This window comes from Streptomyces bicolor (genome assembly GCF_000719285.1).
In the GTDB taxonomy this organism is placed as follows: domain Bacteria; phylum Actinomycetota; class Actinomycetes; order Streptomycetales; family Streptomycetaceae; genus Streptomyces; species Streptomyces bicolor.
The window spans coordinates 246,012-265,403 of the sequence record NZ_JOFS01000010.1; the positions used below are offsets into that span (position 1 = coordinate 246,012).

Annotated in this window: 17 protein-coding genes; 4 read left to right on the top strand and 13 right to left on the bottom strand. The window is 68.6% G+C overall.

The window, feature by feature from the left end; all coding sequences use genetic code 11:
- Positions 1 to 63 precede the first annotated feature (63 nt).
- Positions 64 to 441: a hypothetical protein gene (locus IF78_RS0116630; RefSeq protein WP_051827929.1), complete on the bottom strand. Its 378-nt coding sequence runs from the start codon at positions 439 to 441 to the stop codon at positions 64 to 66.
- The gene (locus tag IF78_RS0116635) at positions 438 to 2,855 is read right to left on the bottom strand and encodes an AAA family ATPase (protein ID WP_031476471.1); all 2,418 of its coding nucleotides are present in this window, start codon (positions 2,853 to 2,855) and stop codon (positions 438 to 440) included. The genes IF78_RS0116630 and IF78_RS0116635 overlap by 4 nt, the downstream gene beginning before the upstream one ends.
- Positions 2,856 to 3,213: 358 nt before the next feature.
- Between IF78_RS0116635 and IF78_RS48435 the strand changes: the two genes are divergently transcribed.
- A complete protein-coding gene (locus tag IF78_RS48435; protein WP_158751407.1) occupies positions 3,214 to 3,378 on the top strand; it encodes a hypothetical protein in 165 nt (54 codons plus the stop codon).
- Between the two features lie 121 nt (positions 3,379 to 3,499).
- On the opposite strand, the gene IF78_RS0116645 is transcribed toward IF78_RS48435, so the two are convergent.
- Positions 3,500 to 3,859, bottom strand: coding sequence for a hypothetical protein (locus IF78_RS0116645; protein WP_031476473.1), 360 nt, complete (start codon positions 3,857 to 3,859; stop codon positions 3,500 to 3,502).
- Positions 3,856 to 4,335, bottom strand: coding sequence for a hypothetical protein (locus tag IF78_RS0116650; RefSeq protein WP_031476475.1), 480 nt, complete (start codon positions 4,333 to 4,335; stop codon positions 3,856 to 3,858). The genes IF78_RS0116645 and IF78_RS0116650 overlap by 4 nt, the downstream gene beginning before the upstream one ends.
- Before the next feature lie 259 nt (positions 4,336 to 4,594).
- Between IF78_RS0116650 and IF78_RS49700 the strand changes: the two genes are divergently transcribed.
- Positions 4,595 to 5,125: a DUF6247 family protein gene (locus tag IF78_RS49700; protein WP_234439700.1), complete on the top strand. Its 531-nt coding sequence runs from the start codon at positions 4,595 to 4,597 to the stop codon at positions 5,123 to 5,125.
- Here the strand turns inward: IF78_RS49700 and IF78_RS0116655 are convergent.
- The 5 genes from IF78_RS0116655 to IF78_RS0116675 all read right to left on the bottom strand — a co-directional run bounded on the left by IF78_RS0116655 (position 5,062) and on the right by IF78_RS0116675 (position 10,726).
- A complete protein-coding gene (locus tag IF78_RS0116655; RefSeq protein ID WP_031476477.1) occupies positions 5,062 to 6,330 on the bottom strand; it encodes an McrC family protein in 1,269 nt (422 codons plus the stop codon). The two genes, IF78_RS49700 and IF78_RS0116655, sit on opposite strands and share 64 nt — an antisense overlap.
- Positions 6,323 to 8,416: an AAA family ATPase gene (locus IF78_RS0116660; RefSeq protein WP_031476479.1), complete on the bottom strand. Its 2,094-nt coding sequence runs from the start codon at positions 8,414 to 8,416 to the stop codon at positions 6,323 to 6,325. Before IF78_RS0116660 ends, IF78_RS0116655 begins: the two co-directional genes overlap by 8 nt.
- Before the next feature lie 78 nt (positions 8,417 to 8,494).
- On the bottom strand, positions 8,495 to 8,779 hold the full coding sequence (locus IF78_RS0116665) for a hypothetical protein (RefSeq protein ID WP_158751409.1): 285 nt from the start codon (positions 8,777 to 8,779) through the stop codon (positions 8,495 to 8,497).
- Between the two features lie 65 nt (positions 8,780 to 8,844).
- Positions 8,845 to 10,137, bottom strand: coding sequence for a PIN-like domain-containing protein (locus tag IF78_RS0116670; protein WP_051827931.1), 1,293 nt, complete (start codon positions 10,135 to 10,137; stop codon positions 8,845 to 8,847).
- A 151-nt stretch (positions 10,138 to 10,288) separates the two neighbouring features.
- Positions 10,289 to 10,726 carry an ATP-binding protein gene (locus IF78_RS0116675; RefSeq protein WP_031476484.1) on the bottom strand — a complete coding sequence of 146 codons (438 nt, stop codon included), beginning with the start codon at positions 10,724 to 10,726 and terminating at the stop codon, positions 10,289 to 10,291.
- 175 nt (positions 10,727 to 10,901) lie between these two features.
- Between IF78_RS0116675 and IF78_RS0116680 the strand changes: the two genes are divergently transcribed.
- The gene (locus IF78_RS0116680) at positions 10,902 to 11,789 is read left to right on the top strand and encodes a helix-turn-helix domain-containing protein (protein WP_107049948.1); all 888 of its coding nucleotides are present in this window, start codon (positions 10,902 to 10,904) and stop codon (positions 11,787 to 11,789) included.
- Positions 11,786 to 11,971, top strand: coding sequence for a DUF397 domain-containing protein (locus tag IF78_RS0116685; RefSeq protein ID WP_031476488.1), 186 nt, complete (start codon positions 11,786 to 11,788; stop codon positions 11,969 to 11,971). The genes IF78_RS0116680 and IF78_RS0116685 overlap by 4 nt, the downstream gene beginning before the upstream one ends.
- 62 nt (positions 11,972 to 12,033) lie before the next feature.
- Here the strand turns inward: IF78_RS0116685 and IF78_RS0116690 are convergent, their stop codons facing one another.
- The 4 genes from IF78_RS0116690 to IF78_RS45060 all read right to left on the bottom strand — a co-directional run bounded on the left by IF78_RS0116690 (position 12,034) and on the right by IF78_RS45060 (position 19,391).
- Positions 12,034 to 13,728, bottom strand: a complete 1,695-nt coding sequence (locus IF78_RS0116690; protein WP_158751410.1) for a GTPase — start codon at positions 13,726 to 13,728, stop codon at positions 12,034 to 12,036.
- Positions 13,721 to 16,483: a GTPase gene (locus IF78_RS0116695; RefSeq protein ID WP_158751411.1), complete on the bottom strand. Its 2,763-nt coding sequence runs from the start codon at positions 16,481 to 16,483 to the stop codon at positions 13,721 to 13,723. The genes IF78_RS0116690 and IF78_RS0116695 overlap by 8 nt, the downstream gene beginning before the upstream one ends.
- Positions 16,484 to 16,674: 191 nt before the next feature.
- Complete coding sequence (locus IF78_RS0116700) at positions 16,675 to 18,792, bottom strand: Hsp70 family protein (protein WP_031476494.1); 2,118 nt, start codon at positions 18,790 to 18,792, stop codon at positions 16,675 to 16,677.
- Positions 18,789 to 19,391: a hypothetical protein gene (locus tag IF78_RS45060; RefSeq protein WP_158751412.1), complete on the bottom strand. Its 603-nt coding sequence runs from the start codon at positions 19,389 to 19,391 to the stop codon at positions 18,789 to 18,791. The genes IF78_RS0116700 and IF78_RS45060 overlap by 4 nt, the downstream gene beginning before the upstream one ends.
- Between the last annotated feature and the right edge of the window lies 1 nt (position 19,392).

A 19,392-nucleotide genomic window follows, 5' to 3' on the forward strand; every position in this document is an offset into this window, starting at 1 on the left:
ATCTTGATTGCAGCGTACGGGCCGGCACTGACAGGCCTGCACGAAATCCTGAAGGCGGCCGGCTCAGCTGCCCATGGCACGGAGGACCGTCAGGAGGCTGGTGACCTCCCGCAGTCGTCCGTGGATCTCCTCCGGACGTGGCGGCAGCTCGTACGTGCGGTAGTGGCATGCCGCGCTCAGCGCCGACCAGGTGGTGCGACATCGGCGGGCGGTGTCGTGGCCCGCGTACCACTCCAGGCACAGCATGCGGTGCTTGCCGACCCGCGTCATCGACGGAGTGACCCGCCGCCAGTAGGCGTCCAGGGCCTGGTCGAGCGCCATGCGGAGCAGGACCGCGGCGGCACGGGCGCGGAGGCCGGGAGGCAGGGTGGTCACGGTGTCGGGGGCGGGCAGGAGGAGGCGGGCGGCGGCGGTCACCAGGGCCTCCGGGGACGCGCTCATCGGGCGCCCCCGGTGCTCTGGGGCCCAGCACTGCTCCGGATCGCCGCCGCGAGCGCCTTGGTGCGGCGGACGAGATCCTTACGGTCGTCCACAGTCGGCAGAGGTGTGTGGGCACCCGAGTTGAAGGCCTCGATCAGCGCCCAGCCACCGGGACAGATCCGCTCGACGGCTGCACGGGCAGGCTGCTGCTCGTCGCCGAACAGGGCGAGTGACACGTACGTCTTGGTGCGATCGAGGGACTCCACGCGCTCCTCCACGGCCCGAAGCCCGAGCCCCTCCTCGTCGCGGAGCCTGCGCCGTGCCGTCTCCAGACAGGCGGCTTCCACCGCCACCCTGCACATGGCGGGCAGCACATGGTCGGCCACGTCCTGCGGCAGGCCGCGGTCCAGAGAGACAGCCCGCGCCTCCGCGAGAGCCTGCTCCACCGGGTCGGTGAGCGTCTCTACGCCCACTACGGAGTCCGTCTGGCGGCTCACGCGCAGGACGGTCGCCTTGATGCCGAGGTGGGCGACGGCCTGCTGGAGCCGGGTGTCATGGGTGAAGACGATCACCTGCCGGTCCTGGGCGTACGCGTCGAGCACCCGGGCCAGACCCTCGACCTTCTCGGGGTCCATGGACTGCACGGGGTCGTCGATGACAAGGAACCCGAACGGACTGTCCGCGTGTGTGGCACGGGGCAGGAAGAGCGAGAGCGCGAGCGAGTGCAGCTCGCCCTGGCTCATCACGCTATAGGCGGGGGCGGACATGTCGTCCACGGAGACGTCGAGCTCGACCTTCCCGCGACCGGGAGTGCCCACGAGGGTGACGGATCCGAGCGTGACGCTGCTGTGCTCGCACAGCTTCTGCCACACCTCCTGCGACCGCTGGGCGAACGGCCGCAGCCGCTCGTCGCGCAGCTCGTCGATGATCGGCCGCAGCCAGGCCCGCGCCTTGCGCGCGTGCTTGCGGCGCTCGCGCGCGACCTCGGACGCTTCCTCGGCACCGAGCCACTCGGCCAGTCGTACGGCGAACGGCTGCCAGGCGACGTCATGCGCGGAGAGCCGCTGAACGGCTTCTTCCCGCACCTGCCGGCAGGCGTCGTCCAGGGTCGCCGCGGCACGCTCGACGCGGTCCGCCAGCTCCCGGGGGTGGATGACATCCCGGCACTGGACCCACTCCTGCCACACCACCGTGAGCGGGGAGTCCTCGCCGCGCAGCCACACCGGAACCGGCTGTACGAGGTCGTGCACGGCCCGCACGGCCACCGCCACCTCCTGCCGGGCGGCCTCGGCGTCGGCTGCCTCCGTCTGGAGCCGCTCCACCTCCGTCCGCGCCTGCTCGGCCCACGCCCGGTCCAGCCGGTTCTCGGCGCCGCAGACCGGGCAGTCCGTGCTCCTCGAGCGCCGCTGGTGCTCGATCGCCGCCTCCAGCAGCCGGGCCAGGCGGCGCGCCTCCTCGGCACTGCCGTACCGGGCCTCCTCGGCAGAGGCGGCGGCCTCCCGCAGCCTTCCGACAGCCCCGCCGACCTCCGCCAGATCCGGCCCGGCGAGGCTCGCGTGCTGTCGCAGCTGGGCCAGCTCGGCCTCGGCGGCCGGGGTACGGCTCCCCAGCAGTGCACGCACCCGGCCGAGGTCGCGCTTGGCTCCCGACAGCGCCTGGGTGGCCTCGCGGGACCTGGGGTCGTCGAGCGTGCCCAGCGCGTCGAGGAGCTGCGCGGTCAGGGCGTCCGCGTGCTTGATCGCCTGCTCGCACTCGCTCGCGGTGTCCTTGACCCGGCCGTCGAACTCGGCGAGCAGTTCGAGCCCGAGGAGCTTGAAGAAGGCGTCGTGCAGGCCGCCGAGCGTGCCGTTGATCATCGAACCGAGTTCGCTGTACGGCAGGAAGGGCCGGGCGAGGTCCAGCGCCTCGGCGTCGACGACCTCCTCCAGCTTCCGCTCCGAGCCGTCCGGTCCCTCGACCTTGGTGCGCGCCTCGTCGACCTTGAGCCCGTGCCAGGTCCGCCGCACGGTGACGGCCTCGCCCCGGTCGCCGACGGCCAGCTCGACGCAGACCTCGGGGGTGACGTCGGGACTATGCAGGTTGCGCCAGCCCTTCTGCCAGTCGGTGGCCCGTCGTCCGTCCCATCGGGAGTTGCGTCCCGTCAGCGCGGTCTCGGCGGCCTCGGCGAAGCTCGACTTTCCGGAGCCGTTGGGGCCCGCGACGACGATCAGCCCGGGCCCGGGCGGCAGTTCGAGCGTGGTCCGCGGACCGACACCGCGCCAGCCGGCCGCAGTGACGGACCGGAGCTGCACGGGCCCGGCGCGACCTCCACTGCTCGTGGCCGGTTCGTCGGGAACCAGCTCGCGCAGCAGCTCCTGCACCTGAGGCGCGAGGTCCGAGTGGCGCAGTCGGTCGAGGAGGAGAGCGCGGAGGGAGGCAGGGGGCTGATCGGTCATGGTCTGTTCCCGTTGTCGGGGCGTGGGAGAAGGGGCCACGCGGACTGGTGATGCGTCTTGTTGGCGCTTTCAGCATGGCGACACCTTGTTAGCACTGTCAACGCATATTCGGGATTCCCGATATTCGAAATTGTGTACGTGCTGGAGATGTCGGACTGGTCGACCAAGCCCGCGGGATGCGCTGTCGCTCGTCGAGGACCGCGTCGAAAGAGCGGCGAACCTGCAACTGCTGAGGAGACCCGAGAACATCGCGAAGCAGGCCGACCTGCCGGCTGCCTGGCTCCGGAAGCACTTCGCCTCGGATGCCCCGCGCGAGAGTTGGCTGAAGGAGTACGACGCCACCGGCCTGCCCGAGGATGTGACCGGGTTCCCGGAGTTCTACGAGGCCCGCCGTACACGCATGCGGCAGCGCCTCACCGCCCTCCTGGGGGCGGCGGACTCCGCGGAACAGGCCGTGGACGCACGGGATGCCCTGACCGCCGTGCCGGATGACGAACCAGATCCGGGGAACGAGGGGCTGTGAACAAGAACCTCGAACCGCAGGAGTTCGTCATATCGGTGTACCGGCCACGTTGAACGGCCAGGGGGCGGAACAAGGAGGTCGATCCTCGGCGTCCTGTTCCGCCCCACCCGGCTGTCCCGAGTCAGCGTCGGTCTGTGGCTCGCGGGTGCCCCGTACTTGCGAAGGTGATCCAGCAAGTCTCCCGGACGGTGTCGAGGAGGTACCAGATTCGGCCGCCGCCGGTCACCTCGATCTGCCACTGCTCGCAGGTCTGCCCGCGGTGGGTGCCATGCGCCAGGCCGCCCTTGAGGCGGTGGTGCCGGGGTGTCTCGGTGGCCGGTCTGGGGGCGGTGCGCATGGTGATCCAGGCGCGGTAGGTGTTCTCGCGGGCCTGCTGGGCGAGGCTTTCCCAGCCCTTGGCCGAGGCGGCGTCGGCGAAGCGGACTTCCCAGTGACCGTCCGGTGCCGGAGGTGCGGCGCGGTCGCCGCGGCCCGTGGTCATGTGACGTCCCGCGGGTCCGGTACCGGGCCGTAGTCCTCGCCGTGATCCCTGGTCAGTGCGGCCAGCAACTCGGGGTCGGAGTAGACCTCGGCGGTGTGCTGCCAGGCGATGAGCAGTTGGGCGACGGACGCGCTGTTGCCGACGGAGTCGGCGGCTCGCATGGTGTCGACCAGTTCGACGGCGAAGGCGTGGAGATCGGGCTCGGGCAGGAAACGGACCCAGGGGAACGCGTCCGGCAGTATGTCGAGGAGCAGTTCCATGCTGCCGGGCTCCCGGCGAGCCATCGCGGCCAGCATCCGGGTGGCTGCCGACACCACGGTCTGGTCCTGCTCGGCCCGGGCGGCAGTAGTGAGGACCAGATCCTCGCCGTCTCTGCGATGCAGGAGCAGTCTCGGCGATTCCTGGAGCCGGGCAAGCGTCTGCTTGTTCTTGTTCACCAGCTCGGAGAAGTTCACGGCTGCACTCTCGGCACTCATGACTTTGAAACTACTTCGAAACTCATCCTGGCGCCATCACCCAGAAGAGGGACGCGGAGCGGTGGACCTGATCACCGCCCTGCGCAGTCGGCGGACTGACGAAGGACTGGTTGCGGGCGTCGACACGGTTCTCTTCAGCCGACCGGCAACCAGGTGTGATCGGGCTCGTGCCCTTGCGTTGATCCGGCCGTCGATCCGGCGCGGTGCGAGTACTGTCTAGACCGCAGCCAACGCCCACCATCCGACCGGGAGCACGACCGTGACCGCACTGCACGCGCAGCCGCAGCCCGGTGAGCCGCTCATCCCCATGCCTGCCCTGACCCCCGACGCCCTGCGTGCCGCCGTAGAAGAACTCACACCGAGCCGCATGCCGGCGTTTGTCCGTGATCTCGTCGACGCGACCACCAGCGCTCAGCGGGCCCAGTCCCTTGCTCCGCTGCGCACCTTCGTTCACACGTGGGGTGTGTTCGTCGCGATCCAGCGCTACCCCTCACGAGCCGCTCGCCTGCGTCACCTGGAAAACGTAGTGAGCGGCGGGGTGGTGGATCCGGCGGATGCCATCACCGAGATAAGGAAGATCCACGCAGATGCGGAGGCCGAGGCCGGCCTGGCGGTCGCGGCTTCATCCAGTTCCTTGCCGTACCCCGGCACGAGTGCGTCTACGTCTGCAACATCGTCTGGAACGGGTGAGGCGCTGCGGCGAACATCGTTGCCACTCTTTGCCGCTCAGTGCGGCGACGGTCCGTACATCGATGCGGCCTGCTCGGTAAGCCACGCGACTGCTCTTTGAGGGGGTGCGTGGGTGTCGATGCCGATGACGTGAAGGGTGCCGAGCCTGCCTTGCGAGCCGTCGACCCGGAGGACGCGATGAGCGTGGCCGCCCGGCTGGGGATGGACGATCATCGCGTCGGGGGCGTCGGCGGGGGCGTAGCCGACGCTGTAGGTGAGGAGTTGGTGGACGTCGGCGGCGCTGACGCCGTGGCGGTCGTAGCGCTTGTACTTGGCGTCCACCGGCAGCAGTGTGCGGTGAGGCCGGTCAGGCGCCGGGAGGCTCAGGAGCAGGTCGGGGCGGAAGGTCGAGGCGTTGCCGAGGTCCCCGCGGACGGTGATGCCCCTCTCGCCGCGGCTGGGGACGGCATGTCCACCGCACGGGGCGGCGGCCTCGGCGCCGAGGCGTCGTACCACGGCTTCCCAGAGCGCGGGCATGGGCAGCAGGAGGCCGTCCGCCGTACTGCCCAGGTCGGTGAGCAGGTCGGTGACGCCTCCGCCGCGCAGCAGCAGGCGTGCCCAGGTGTGGGCGGGGCGATAGCGGGCGTTCAGGCGCGTGTACCTGATGCGATCGAGGGCGCGCAGCGCCGCCTCCGGGGTGGCGGCCCGAGGGAACGCACCGGCGATCCCGTGCAGCTCGCGAGCCAACTCGGAACCGGAGGTGAGGGTGAGCGCGACTTTCAGGGCGGTCCCCAGGACGCGGTTGTCCCAGATGTCGGTCTCGCGGTCGAAGGTGCGTATGTGCAGCTGGTCGAGTTGTCCGTACCGACGGGTGGCCTGGGCCGCGAAGTCCAGCCGTCCCCGCAGGACCGGTTCCACGCTCTGGTGACGTACGTAGTCGCGGCGCAGTCCCTCGCGCACCAACTGTTCGCACTGCTCCAGCAAGGCCGCGGCCACGAGGTCGGCGTAGCCTTCCGGGCCGGTGGCCCAGCGTCGTGACATCGTCCGAACGGGCGTCGGCGCGTCCAGGGCGTAGGCGAGCCAACTCATGAGCCGGTCACCCGGTATGGCGAACTTGGGCTCGACGACGATGCGGACGCGGTCGAGGACCAGGACTCCGACACTCGAGCCCGCCCGGAGCCGCCATCCGGAACGGTCGGGGCGCAGAGTGAGGTGACCCCCTGCCTGGAGGGCGTGCAGGCGACCGACATCCCGGGAGGTGAGCTGTTCGATGTCCAACGGAACGGACTGGTACTCGCCGAGGCGGACGTCGGTGCGCTCAGGCATCGGGGCCCGGCTCACCGCCGCTGAACTCGGCTGCCAGCGCGGCGGCGAGGTCCTGGGGTGACATGAGCGCGATGCGGCCGGTGTCCGCGTCGACCAGGCTGCCCAGGACGCGGTGCAGCAGGTCGGCACGGCCGAGGCAGTAGTCCTCCAGCAGCGGGATCACCTCATGGTGGAAGGCTGCGGCGAGGTCGTCCTCCGTGGCGATCGGCGCGCCGTCACGCAGTAGGTAGGCGTGTCCTATCTGGTGGTCGGCGTCGAGATGCCGGGTGATGCGGGTGTTGAGGGATTCGAAGAACTCCGCCAGGTCCAGCGGGCCAATCGTGCCCGAGACGGCGTCCGGGTCGGGGCCGACGGCAACGAAGGCGAAGCGGCGGCGTACGGCCGCGTCGAGGTGGCTGATGCTCCGGTCGGCGGTGTTCATCGTGCCGATGATCCGGATGTTCGGCGGCACGGAGAAGCTCCGCCCGCTCACGGACAGGGCGAGGGGCAGGCCGCGCTTGTCGAGTTCGAGGAGCGTGATCAACTCGCCGAAGATCCGGGGCAGATCACCGCGGTTGATCTCGTCGATGATCAGGAGGTATGTCTGCTCGGGGTGTGCCGAGGCCCGATCGCACAGGGCGTGGAACACCCCGTCCGTGAGGGCGAGCGTGAGCCCGGGGCCCGTGGCGCTCAGGTCCGGTTTGAAGCCCTCGACGAAGTCCTCGTAGCCGTAGGAGGGGTGGAAGGTCACCAGATGGACCTGCTCGCCGCCCAGCATCTCGGCCTGGGCCGCGGAACGCTGGGCCGGGTCGGCGTTGATCACGTCCGCGCGGCCGGCCATGAAGAGGGCGGCACTGAGCGCGAGCCGGGTCTTGCCGGTACCGGGAGGCCCGTGGAGGATTACCTGGCCCTTGCGTTCCAGCGCGTCCAGTACTGCCCGGACGTCCTCGGGCGCCAGCTCGGCGGATGACGCGGCCGCATGCGCAACGGAGCCAGTCGCCCGATGCGCCGTGAGCCTGGCGAAAAGCGTCGGGTCGACCTTGGCGAACGTGGACCGCCAGCCGTGCTGGGGTCCTGACAGCTTCTGCGCGTGGGAGACGTCCCAGTCGACCGGGACCACGTGCCGGTACTCCGGCCGTTCGGGGGCGAACCGATAGCTCCCGGTGACAGTGCCCGTGGCCAGGACCTCGTCCATCCCACGGTTGGCCACGACCCGGTCTCCGGCCTCCAGGTCCCGGAAGGCCAGGAGTCTGCGCGCGGTGGTGAGGCTACGACCGTTGCCGCTGGGCCAGTTCGCGTCGAGGGCCTCTTTCAGCTCGGAGTCGGTCTGATACTCACCCAGGTCACGAAGTTCGTCCCACCCTACGCAGATGAACCCGCCGTCGCGGCACTCCTCCCACAAGCGGGCGCGCTCGCCGGGGGCGATCTTCCAAATCGTGCGCATCTGGGGACGCGGGTCGAATTCCTGGTAGAGGAAGGTCATCACCTCGTTCCCGGTCCAGCCCGCGAACTCCGGCCGGGAGCGGACGAGTTCGAGGAGTTGCCGGTTGCTGCGCCAGGTCGGTGAATCGGCGCCCGACGTGCCGCCCAGCAGGGCGAGGAACTTCCGTAGGTGCCCCGCGGAGTAGACGGGGAGGAAGTGCTCGGGGAAGTAGGTGGCGAGAGTCTTGGTCACCAGCGCGGGCCCGAACCGAAGGATTTCGAGGTCGTCCACGGCCGCGAAGTCGCCCACGCCTGTGGCGGTCAATGCCCGGAGGAACTCGGCCCGAAGACGCTCCCACGCGTCCTGCGGCTCCATCCCGCGCAGGGGCGCCGCGAGCCGCCACTCACCGGAGTTGTGACGGTACATGATGTGCTTCGCGGCGCTGCCGCCCTTGATGCTGCCCAGGCACTGGGTGCCGAACTCCATGAGTCGGCAGTACGTCATCCCGGGACCGGACGGGTTGAGGCCCAGGGCGTAGCGCTCCAGGGGCAGCGTGGGCCAGTCCTCCAGGGGGAACTGGGCCAGCACCTGCTTGCGCTCCTGCTCTGCGCCGGCTTCGTCCTTGGCAGCGGTGCTCCGGTCGAACCGGGCTGCTGCTTCCCATATGTCCACGCCGTCGGTCATGGGGGTCATGATGCCGGAACGGTGAGGGTCGCAGGGGGTGTAGGACGTTCTTGGTCTGCGTGCTGTGAGTCGGCCTGATCAGTGGCCTTCGAGGTCGGGTTCGGCCCGGATGGGCTCCTGGAAGCCGTTCGTTTTGATGTGGGTGATGGCTGACCGGTGGCTGGTCAGCCACTCGCCGCACACCCGCCAGTGATGAATGCTGCCGTCGCGGAACTTGGTGCGCACCTCCGCGACGAGCTTCTCGTCGCAGCCGCCGCTAGTGGCCATGGAACAGATGACGTTGTCGTGTTGCTCGAACGCCGGAATGTACGGGTGGACCGACAGGATCGGAGAGAGCATCTCCCGCGCTGCTGCATGAGGCATGGCACGGGAGAGTAGCAACGTGGCTTCGCCGGCCGCCTACGCGCCGTGTGATGCCCGGTCGGCGGTCAAGACTCGTCCTCGTCGCCCAGTTCGTTGACGAGTGGTACGAGGAGCGGATGAACGGAGAAGCCGGACGCGGGGCCAGGGCCCGCGTTGTATTCGGCCTTCAGGACCTGGACGGCCGACTCCGGGATCTTGCCCAGGCTTCGCAGCAGGCCGGTGATGCGGGTGACCGGCTTCGTGAAGCCTCTGAGGGAGCGGCCCTCGGGGTAATGACAGATGTCGTAGACACTCTTGGCGTCCGCGACACCGTCCATCTCGGCGGCGTACTTGATCACGGCGACCCTGTCTTCGTAGTTCTCGTACGTCAACCGGTCGAAGAGTTCCTGGAGCGCGTCGGTCGTCCAGCCGCCGTAGGTTCCGTCGTCGGTCCCGATCCGTTCGACGCGTTCGATGTCCTCGACGGACCCCTCTCGGAGACCGAACTCCAGGATCGGCGCAGCGACCTCCAGGAACCGTTTCGGCGTAAGCATGAAGAGCCGCCCGCCACCCCGGGTCCTGAGCTCCTCGGTCAGTTCCGGCCGCGGGCCGCGGTTGAAGCCCTGCTCCTTGCGCCACCAGTCCTCCTTGACGTCCGCCGTCACGAACAGCACGTCGCACCGGCGGCGGCCGGCTTCGCAGAGGATCTGCTCCCACACGAGATAGTCGGCGGCGGCTCCCACGCCGTCCTTCGTCTTGTCCATGTAGCCCGGAGGCAGCCGCTTCTCGACGCGGCGCATGCCCTCCGCGATCGCCTTGTCGTGGTCCTGCGGACTCAGTGGAGCGCCGACCCGGCCGTCGAGCGCGGGCTCCAGTTCCGCGATGACCGGATCGGTGCTCGTGTCATGGGTGATGTTCTGCCATTCGCCCTCGCCGACCTTGACGATCGCCTCCTGCACGTCGTCGAAGACCTCGTTCAGCTGACTGCGCAGACGGTCGGTCTCCTCCTCCGGCAGGGCCACGCGATTGGCCCAGGTGCGCAGGGTGCGTTCCGCCTGGGCCGCGTGACCGGCCATGTCCTCGGCGGCCTGTGCACCGGACGACCGGGCGTCGCTGAGGGTGCTCTCACGGTTCCGCCAGAACTCCACGAGGACCTGGTGGGGCACCCACAACCGGTCCTCCACGGCGCCGAGCGCACGCAGCAGGTCGCCGCGCGCCTGCTCGGTGTAGCGGTAGAGATTCAGCAGGACGTTGGCGTCGGGGGCGACCAGGCCGTGGGTCAGCACGGAGGTGAAGTCGTCGGTGGTCGGCGTCCGGAAGGCGCCGAAGTCGTCGAAGAGGCCTCGGTTGTCCACCCCGGCCGTCGTGTCCTCTGCCACTGCGCCCCCTTCGTTGCCGTACGCCGCGTCCGAGGGGTAGGCATACCGGCCCGCCCCCTCGCGTTCGCCCTGCTGGGAACGTAGCGCGTCGAAGGTGACGAGGGGCAGTGAACGGGCAACTCTGCGAGGCCTGTTGGTCGGGGATTACTCGTCAACTGGGCCGGTGAACCACCTCGGCCCAAACGGTCTTGCAGCCCGGCGGATGTGGTTCGGTGCCCCAGCGGTCGGCCAACGCGCCGACCAGGAGCAGACCGCGGCCCGTCTCGCCGTCCGTCGCCGACTCGGCAGGTGCGACGGGGAGTTGGCCGCCCTTGGCGTCGATGACCGCGATGCGGAGGAGGCCGGTCGTGGTGTCGAAGGTGAGGGCGAGCCGGAAGTCGCGGCCCTGGACGCGGCCGTGCAGGGCCGCGTTGGCGGCGAGTTCGGCGACGATGTGCTCGGCTCGCTCGGTCACTTCTGGTGACAGGTCCCAGGCGCGGAGCTGGGTGGTGGCGAGGAGGCGGGCGAGGCGGGCTCCTCGGCGGGTGGAGGACAGAAGCTGGGCGAACGTGGGCACAGTGCCGGGTGGTTGGGGGAGGGTTGCGCTCATGGGGTCAATGTGGTGGGCGTACGGGGGCGCGTTCCAGGAGTGACGCCCGTACGGTGCGTCAGCGTACGGACACATTCTGTGGACGGTACGCGGGGTCCTCCGTCACGCTGGGTGCTGTCGGGCGTGGAGCGACGGACAGTGCGTGTCACGGGTACGGAACGGGAGGTGGCCGCGTATGACGGGCGGCATCGACATCATGGCTGAGGGCTGCGGCGACGGGGAGGCGGCCGGCGGTGAGCCGGATCGTGAGCCCGACCCCTCGGACAGTCTGCGGACCTGGGGAGCCGTCCAGCAGGCGCTGCGCGAGCACGCCGGGTACAGCAGGGCCGAGTTCGCGGACCTGGTGCGCTTCTCCAAGCACACCGTGGAGTCGGTGGAGCTGGGGCGGCGGATGCCCGACGAGTCGTACGTGGTGCGGTCGGAGGAACTCCTCGGGAACACCGGGGCGTTGCGGAAGTCGTCGAAGTACGTGACGCGGGGGCGGGGGGATGTGGGGCTCGCGGCTTGGTTTCGGCAGTGGGCTCGATTGGAGCGGGTGGCGGTGAGCCTGTGTACGTATGAGTGCAGGCTGGTGCCGGGGTTGTTGCAGTCGGAGGGGTATGCGCGGGCCCTGTTCGAGAACCGGCTTCCGCTGCTGACTGAGGAGCAGATGGAGGCCCAGGTCGAGGCGCGGATGGAGCGGCAGCGGATGCTGCACGAACGGCCGACCGTGCCGTTTCACTTCATCGTGGAGGAGTCAGTCTTCCGGCGCAGGCTGGGGGGTCGTGACGTGCTGCGGGAGCAGTTGGACCTCGTGCTGGAGCTGACGGCACTCCACAACGTGATGCTTCAAGTCATGCCGACCGAGGCTGAGTTCCACGCCTGCATGGACGGTCCGGTACAGCTCCTTGAGACACCGGAAGGGCGGCGGCTGGCGTACTCCGAAGGGCAGGAGAACGGCCGGCTGATCTCCGACCGTAAAGAGGTGCGCACCCTCCAGCAGCGCTATGACACACTGCGCTCGCAGGCCCTGAACCCCCAGGACTCGCGGGGTCTGCTGGAGCGACTGCGAGGAGAGCTATGAGCACGACGGAACTCGTCTGGTTCAAGTCCAGCTACAGCGGCAGCTCGGGTGACAGCTGCGTCGAGGTCGCCGTCACCGAACAGGCCGTCTGCGTCAGGGACTCCAAGGACGTGACACGCCCCCACTTCGCCGTCGGCCGGGATGGCTGGTCGCGGTTCGTGGAGTTCGCGGCAGGGGCCTGAGTACGTTCGTCCCGGCGGTCGCGTGATGACATCCACCGCCGGGACATAGGCCCGCCGCCGTCTCAGTCACCCGGCCTGACAAGCTTCTCTGCCTCGTCGCGGAGGCTTCTGATTCCTTCCAGCGCTGTTTCACGCGCAGCGCTGATCTCCGCACCCTGCTTCGTGAGACCGCTGAGCGACTGCTCCACCTCGGCGATCCACTCGCTGAGATGCTGCTCACCGGTGTCAGTGAGGTCGGTCCGCTGTCTGAGCGCCGCGTCGGCGAAGTGATCCCGGAGCGCCTGTCGGCGCTTCTTGATCGCCTTCCACTCGCTCTGGTCCTGCGCGATGGTCTTCACGTCCATCAACGGGCCCATGACCGCCACCGCCCACTGCACCTTTCCGGCCGTACCGGCGACCTTCTTGGTTGCTTTGATCTTGCCCCACGGCTTGAACTTGTCGACGCCGTTGGTGATCTTCCCGCCGGCGTCGAGCACCTTCTGGCCCGCGCGGGTCTTGTTGAGCCAGTTCGCGATCTTGGCTGCCGCTTCCGGCTCTCCGGCGACCTTCTCGATCCACTCGTGCAGTTTCTTGGCGCCTACCTTCGCGGCCTTTTCGGCGGCTTCCCTGATGGCCCGTTCGTACGGTGACTCCGTGGGGGCGGCGAGTGTCGCCTCGGGGGCGTCGACTTCGTTCACCCAGGCCTCGGGCTCGGGTACGGCATCGCCGTACTCGGCGACCAGCGCATCGAACGCCGCCCTCACCGACGAGGAGTACCTGACGTCGAAGTCGGTGCGGGCATCGATCAGTTCCCCGGTGACGGCAGTGGCGATGTCGACGGGGACGGCGCCGTTCTTCTCGGAGACGCCGTCAGCGGCTCTGCCTCCCGCCGTTCTGACCCTGGAGGCGACGATCTCGCTCTCCCGCTCCAGGGTGTCCAGCACCGCCGCCTTGGCCCGGGAGATCGACTCCTCTACCTTCTTCGTGGTCCGCGCTGCGTCGAGTTCCTCTCCGTCCAGTTCCCATCGCTGCTCGGCGTCCTCCAGAACCCGGATGAGTTCCTGCGCCTGCGCCTTGGGCCGCATTCCCTCGACACCAGGTGCCGTGATTCTCCGCAACTCGGCGGTGAGGACGTCGATGCCACTCTCCGCCACGAGCAACTCACGGTGTTCATCAGTGAGTTGGGGTTCGTTGCGCGCGTCGACATAGTCGCGCGCGTCGGTCGGGATGACCGGGACACGATCGGCGAAGGGCCCGAGCCGTTTGCGGATCTCGTCGAGGATGACCTCGCGGTCGCTGTTCTCGGCGCTCATCTTGTTGACGACGACGACACTGCGGTCAGCGAACCCGTCGGCATCGAGCGCCTGCAAGATCGCCTCGGTCTCCGCCTCGCCCGGCAGCTCGCTCGTTGTCACGATCATCAGCGCGTCCGCGCCGCGCACTCCACGCCGGGCTGCCGCGGAGTGCTCGTCGTTGCCGGACAGTGTTCCCGGTAGGTCGACCAGCATCACCCCGTTCCACGGATACGGCGTCGCCTCCTGCGTCTTGGGGGCCGCGTCGACGAGCTTTTCGACCTCGGCCGCCGGAAGTCGACGCAGTGCCGCGATGAGCATCGACTTCCCGGCGCTGTACGGCCCCAGGAGGGCGATCCGCAGCGGGCTTGTGTCCGCCTGGGGCAGACTCGCTGTCAGGCCTCGGGTACGAGGGTGAGCGTTCAGGATCTCCTTCGCCTGTGCACTCAGCGCGAGGACGCGGGCGTCCAGCCTCCCGTCAGTCATGCGCGGTCCCATCTCCATCTCCGCTCATAGAATCAGAGCAGATCTCGATCCGCTCGGTGAGGACGTCCACGATTCGCTCCTGCAAGCACGCCCGCACGTCCGCGACGCTGGACGCGTCGGTCCAGACGCGAAGTTCGACTCCTGGCGTTCGACGTGCCGAGCGGACGGTCGCCGGGTCACCGCCCGCAAGGGCCAGGAGCCGGCGCACCAGTACGAGGTCGATCGCGTCAAGGGCGGAGCGCACGGCCGACCTCAGCCGGCGGAGCTGCTCGAACCGCTCCCGCGTGCGACCGATGTCTGCGGACTGAGCTTCGAACTGAGCATTGACTTGAGCCGTTGTGTCGTCGACGACACGAGCCACCTGCGCTTCGCGCCCGTCGAACAGCTCATCGAGCCTGGCCTCAGCTGCGGCCGTGATCTCGCCGGTCCACTCGTCCCGCGCCCGTCGCAGGCGATCAACTTCGCCGCTCACTGCTTTCGCCGCTCCGGCCAGGGGCGTCAGTACGTAGTCCGCCACCACCACGGCAGGGGGAGCGAGCTTCTTGGGGATTCCCTTGGCGGCGACGGAGCCCATGAGGGCTGTCGCCGCCCCCTTGGCAGCAGCCGTGCTCACACTGCCGGGCTTCGCGTTAGGACGCGGCCGCACTTCCAACTGCTCGTCGTCCTGCGACTCTGGGCCGTGTGCCCGCGCGCGCAGAACCTTCCCCCGTTTCCGCGTCTCCTGATCGAGCTCGCTTTCGATACCTGAGACAAGTGCCTCCAATTCGAGACCGGTGACGAAGTCGCTCCACCGCTGCGCGTGATCCGCGCCGCCCAGCTCCCGAACCACACCCGGCAACCGCTCTTTGGCACGGTGCCGCTCCGCTTCGAGCCGGTCGTGCGTGTTCCGGCCCGCGGTCTGAAAAGCTTCGAGCAACGCGGCCCGTTCACTCGGCGCCGAGCGTTCGAGTTCGCCAAGCGCGAGGTCGATCCGGGGGAGTTCCACGGTCAGCCGGTCGTGGATCGCGGCGAGCGGCCCCCGTACGTTTTCGGCCAGCCGGACAGCGCGAAGGGGAATCGCGCGCTCGGCCAGGAGCTGTTGGAGGGACCGCTCCAGCTCGGGCAGCCTGCTCGCCCGAAGGGCCTTGTCTCCCAGCTCGCGATCCTCCGTGGACAGCGCCTCGTGCGCGGCGCCGGAGTGGACCGCGAGGATGACGGGCGGCGCGACCCCGACCGCTCTGGCGACCTGTTCGATCCGGACGGCGTGCTCCGGCGCTGACTTGAACTCTCTGTTCGGGTGATCGGCGAAGAGCGCAAGGCGGACAGGTGTGTTGACCAGCCCCTTCACATTGACGACAGCCAGCAGAGGTTTCCCCGACAGGAGAAGTCGCTGGAGTTCGGCGGACTCCTCGTCGCGCAGCGTGTCGGCGTAGTTCCAGATGACGGCGTCGGCGCTATCGCACGCGTCTCGCGCATGCTGGGCGTCGAAGTCGTCGTCCTTCGCGGCGACGCCGGGTGTGTCGAGGTAGGTCACGGAGCCGACATCGAACGCGGAGGTCTTCCGTGTGGTGCGGTGTGCGCCTCGCCCGATCCCGGTTCGGTCCGCATCGCCCATGAGGGCCTTGCGGAGCGTGGTCTTCCCGGACTTGGTTCTTCCGGCGATGGCCACGAGCAGTCTGCCACCCACCGCGGGCACGGTCCGCACGGCATCGTGCAGTTCGCGTTCGAGAGCGCCGATACGGCTGATTGAGCGGATGAGATCCTCGCTCTCGATCGCGTGCGGGGAGTACGACGTCCGCTGAAGGCCGGCTTCGGCCTTGGCCCGGAGGATGGACTGGACATTGCGGTAGGCCGAGCGACTCACGTCCACCGCCCCGGGCGGAAGCGCGAGCTCGCCGACGAGGGACTCCAGGGCCTCGCCGAGACCCGGTTCGGTTCGTCGCGCGTCCATCGCGGCGGCCACGCGGTCGAACGACTCGACGTTCTCCGTGTACCAGGACTCAAGAGCACGCAGCTGGCCGATGTCGGTCTGGGAGGCGACCGCCAGTAGCCCCGTCGCGAGCCGTGCGGCCGAACTCGTGGTCGGCGCTTCGAGGGAAGCGGTCGGGCTCACGAGCGCCGTCGAGAGCCCATGCTCGATCACTGCCCGCGCGCGGTCGTCCGCGAGCATTTCCAGAGTGCCTCCCGAAACGACGCCGGTGTCGCGAGCCCCGATCGCCCAGACCAGGGCATCATGCCGATCCGCTCTGAACTTGAACGGCACATTCGGCCCGAGCCAGCGCCACCATTCCGGTTGCACGGACAAAACCGCCTCGTACGACTCATTCGCGGCGATGAAGTCCTGCACCTTCCCAAGCCGCGTCACCAGATCCTGGTTCCGCAGATCCCGCGCTGTGGAGACACTGTGTTTGAGCACGAGCTCACGTGCACCTGACGCCTGCCGACTACGTCGGTAGCGACTCAAGTCGGTCACTGCGCGATCGACGTCGATCTCAAAGATCGAACGCCAGATCTCCTCGGGCCACCCCTGATCCGCACGACGACACTGCTCAAGGACTCCAGGCAGTGTCCGTTCCGCGAGCGCCACAGCCGCAAGGTCTGCCCTGAGCGCCTCCGTCGTCACGCCCTCGAGCGCCTGGAGATGAGAACGCAGTCCTTCGAGCCGCATCAACTCTCGGAGGGCTCTGGCCTCGCTCGGTGTCAGAGTCCGGCCCCGAGCCGTTGCCAGACGGACCAGTTCCCCTTCTTCGACGCACGACGCCACGGCTTCGGACACCCACCGGAGAGTGCTCCCGGACGGTGGCAGACCGGCACACCCGCATGCTTGGGCAACCGCCTCCGCGCCCTTGGCCAGCCGCTGGAGTGGTGCTGACCCGCCCGTGGCGTCGACGCCCAATGGTTCGAGCAGGAGGGCAAGCACCTCAGCTCTGAGACTCTCCGTGTCATTCAGTGCCGTGTCATTCACCACTACTCCTCGTGAGGGCGGTGGTATCTGAACTCGGGGAGGGGGCCGGAGCTCGGGGGAATCAAGGCCCTCGACTGCGGAGGCACCTCCGCTCGTACGATCTGGTGGCGAGGCGGCACGCAGGTGCGCGGTGTGAAAACCCACATGCCTTTCGACAAGGTGACCCCGAGCACCCGTTCCTTGTCCCGCAGCCAGGGATATCTGTTCTGCAACTCGACATAGTTGTCGTTGGTGACGACGGTCCCGCCGGCGTCCTCCGCGATCGCTGTGACAAGAGCGTCGCCCTTGCCCTCGGTTCCGGCCGGAGGCTGGATGAGGTCCCCTTTGCTGAGCGCCGAGTCCACTGCCGCGCGTTCTTCCTCCGCCACCTTGTGTCTGAAAGTGGCGTCGACGACAACGTGCAGTACGGCGTCGGGATACCGCGATGTCAGGGCGTCACGCGCGGACAGCAGTTGGGCGAAGGACGGCCGGTCGCCGCTGTCGTACACACCAGGTCGCCGCGGTGACCTGCCGATCCACGCCAGGTTGGAGCCGTCCACCACGAGCACTGAGGGTGCTGAACCCGTGGCTTGCTTCCGGGGCTGCGCCGCCAGCGGCCTGGTGGCGGTGTTGCCCGCGAGCAGATCATCGAGTTCCTTGCGCACGGCCGGCGTCGGACCACCGGAACTGAAACTCTTGATCTCCTCGTTCAGCACCTCCTCGCCGGTGCGTTCAAGGGTCGCCTTGACATGCAGGAGCCCGTTCGTGTCGTACGTGTACTCCAGCAGGAAGCGGGAGTCCTCACGAGCACGGGGGTCCTGATAGGTGAGCGGGAGGTCTGTCAGCTTCACGTTGTCGGGGTGGTCCAGGGGCCGATCCGGGTCACCCTCCCAGATCTCCACGGTGAGACTGCGCGCGTTGTCCTGGCGTGGCGTGTAGCTCTTGCGCTCCTTCCACGGCAGCGGCGAGTTGCGTGGAATGATCTGACTGAACTTCTTCTGTCCGGCGTCGTCCTTGACGACTGTGCCCAGGGCATGGCTCGTCGCCACCTGGATTACGCCGTCAACCTCCCCCGACAGCACAGCCGCCGCTATGGAAGCGCCGCGGGCGACCGCCGTCATGGGATCGCAGAGATCGACCTCGACGGGCTCCTGCTGCATGACCTCGGCGACCGCCGCCCGGACGCTCGGGATCTGGCTCGTACCGCCGATCATCAGCACCGCGTCCACGTCCAGAGGCGCCATGTGCAGGTCGGCGAGGCACTGCTGGACCGGTGCGAGAGCGCGGTCCACGAGGTCGGTGATGGCGTCCTCCAGCTCCTCCTGCCACACCTCGACGGTGTCACCGCCCGGAGTCCTGACCGTGACGGAGTCTTCGGAGGACAGGCGGATCTTGCTCCGCTCCACGTCCAGTCCGAACTGCCGCTCCTGTGCGGGCGTCCACAACGATCGCGCCGGAGCCCGTTCAAGGATGAGGTCACACAGACGACGGTCGATCTCCAGACCGCCCAGCTCAGTCACACCCCGTGACGCAAGCTCCTCGAAGAACCCGTCCTGGTAGTCGAGCACGGTGACGTCGATCGTTCCGCCGCCCCAGTCGAAGACCAGGATGGTAGGGTCCTTCTTCAGCTCATGTAGGTCATTTCGTAGATCTTGCGCGTACGAGATCGCTGCTGCCGTCGGCTCGTTGAGCAGCGCCAGGACATTGATGCCCGCGAACTGCGCGGCGGCGCGGGTGCGATAGCGCGCGGCTCCCGTGGCGTTCGCGGGGACGGTGATCACGGCCTGGTCGATGGCGGTGAGGTTGTGCTCCGCGCCCTTCCGCATGGCCTGGAAAACACCGGCGGCCACCGTCGTGGCCGCGAATCTGCGGTCCTGGATCGTGACGTACTCGTCGCTCTTGAGGAGTCGCTTGCAGGCCTCGGCCGCCTCTTCGGAGCGGAGCTTGGCCTCCCAGCCGAACAACGCTCCCCGGCGCAGCGAACTCATGCCCACCACCGACGGGAAGAGGTATTCGAAGCCTGGATGGCGCCAGTCGGCGTCGATGTGGTGGGCGTCCAGCAGCAGTACGTCAGCCTCATTGCCCAGCCACTGGGCCACCACGGAGTTGGTGGTCCCGAAGTCGATCCCGGTGGCGGTCACATGCCCTCCCCGTTCGTCGCCTCGTCCCCGGCAGAGTGGTTTCCTCCGTCTGACCCGGGCAGGCGACGCAGCTGTCCGGAGAGCACCAGCTTGCCGGTGGCCTGGTCGACATAGGCCGGACGCAACACCTCGAACGCCTCACCGTCGCCTTCCACCACCACGAAGAGCTCGCGTTCGCCGTCGGGCGCGTCCACGCACCGTACGCCTTGGTCCAGCAAGGCGGTACGGATGCCCTTCCGAAGTGAACTGGCACTCTGGTTGGGCGCGCCGGCGAGCAGGTCGATCTCGACCATCCGGGCCACGTACTCCTCCCGCGAGCGAAAGGCCTCCAGAACGGCCTGACGCAAGGCAGCCGTCACAGCGGCCTGTGTGGGGCGCTCCTCTTCCGGGAGAGTGGTCAGAAGGTCGGTCGCCCGCTCGGTGAAACGGGAGAGGAGCATGGGAGGGCTGAGCAGTTCCTCGGGGCGGTAGGTGCGCGGGGAGTCCTTGGGGACGTCGGCCGCCGCCCGCCGCTTCTCCCGACGATGTTTGAGACCGTTGTTCCCCTTGGGGGTGACCCGCTTGGGGGCCGCCGTGGTCTTCCGCTGGCTGCGGGGCACC

What these genes read in the sequence shown, in the direction of transcription:
- IF78_RS0116635 (WP_031476471.1), bottom strand. Translation starts at nt 2,855, where the DNA reads ATGACCGATCAGCCCCCTGCCTCCCTCCGCGCTCTCCTCCTCGACCGA.
- IF78_RS0116685 (WP_031476488.1), top strand. Translation starts at nt 11,786, where the DNA reads ATGAGCACGACGGAACTCGTCTGGTTCAAGTCCAGCTACAGCGGCAGC.
- IF78_RS0116675 (WP_031476484.1), bottom strand. Translation starts at nt 10,726, where the DNA reads ATGAGCGCAACCCTCCCCCAACCACCCGGCACTGTGCCCACGTTCGCC.
- IF78_RS0116680 (WP_107049948.1), top strand. Translation starts at nt 10,902, where the DNA reads ATGACGGGCGGCATCGACATCATGGCTGAGGGCTGCGGCGACGGGGAG.
- IF78_RS0116690 (WP_158751410.1), bottom strand. Translation starts at nt 13,728, where the DNA reads ATGACTGACGGGAGGCTGGACGCCCGCGTCCTCGCGCTGAGTGCACAG.
- IF78_RS0116650 (WP_031476475.1), bottom strand. Translation starts at nt 4,335, where the DNA reads ATGAGTGCCGAGAGTGCAGCCGTGAACTTCTCCGAGCTGGTGAACAAG.
- IF78_RS0116655 (WP_031476477.1), bottom strand. Translation starts at nt 6,330, where the DNA reads ATGCCTGAGCGCACCGACGTCCGCCTCGGCGAGTACCAGTCCGTTCCG.
- IF78_RS0116630 (WP_051827929.1), bottom strand. Translation starts at nt 441, where the DNA reads ATGAGCGCGTCCCCGGAGGCCCTGGTGACCGCCGCCGCCCGCCTCCTC.
- IF78_RS0116660 (WP_031476479.1), bottom strand. Translation starts at nt 8,416, where the DNA reads ATGACCGACGGCGTGGACATATGGGAAGCAGCAGCCCGGTTCGACCGG.
- IF78_RS0116665 (WP_158751409.1), bottom strand. Translation starts at nt 8,779, where the DNA reads ATGCCTCATGCAGCAGCGCGGGAGATGCTCTCTCCGATCCTGTCGGTC.
- IF78_RS0116645 (WP_031476473.1), bottom strand. Translation starts at nt 3,859, where the DNA reads ATGACCACGGGCCGCGGCGACCGCGCCGCACCTCCGGCACCGGACGGT.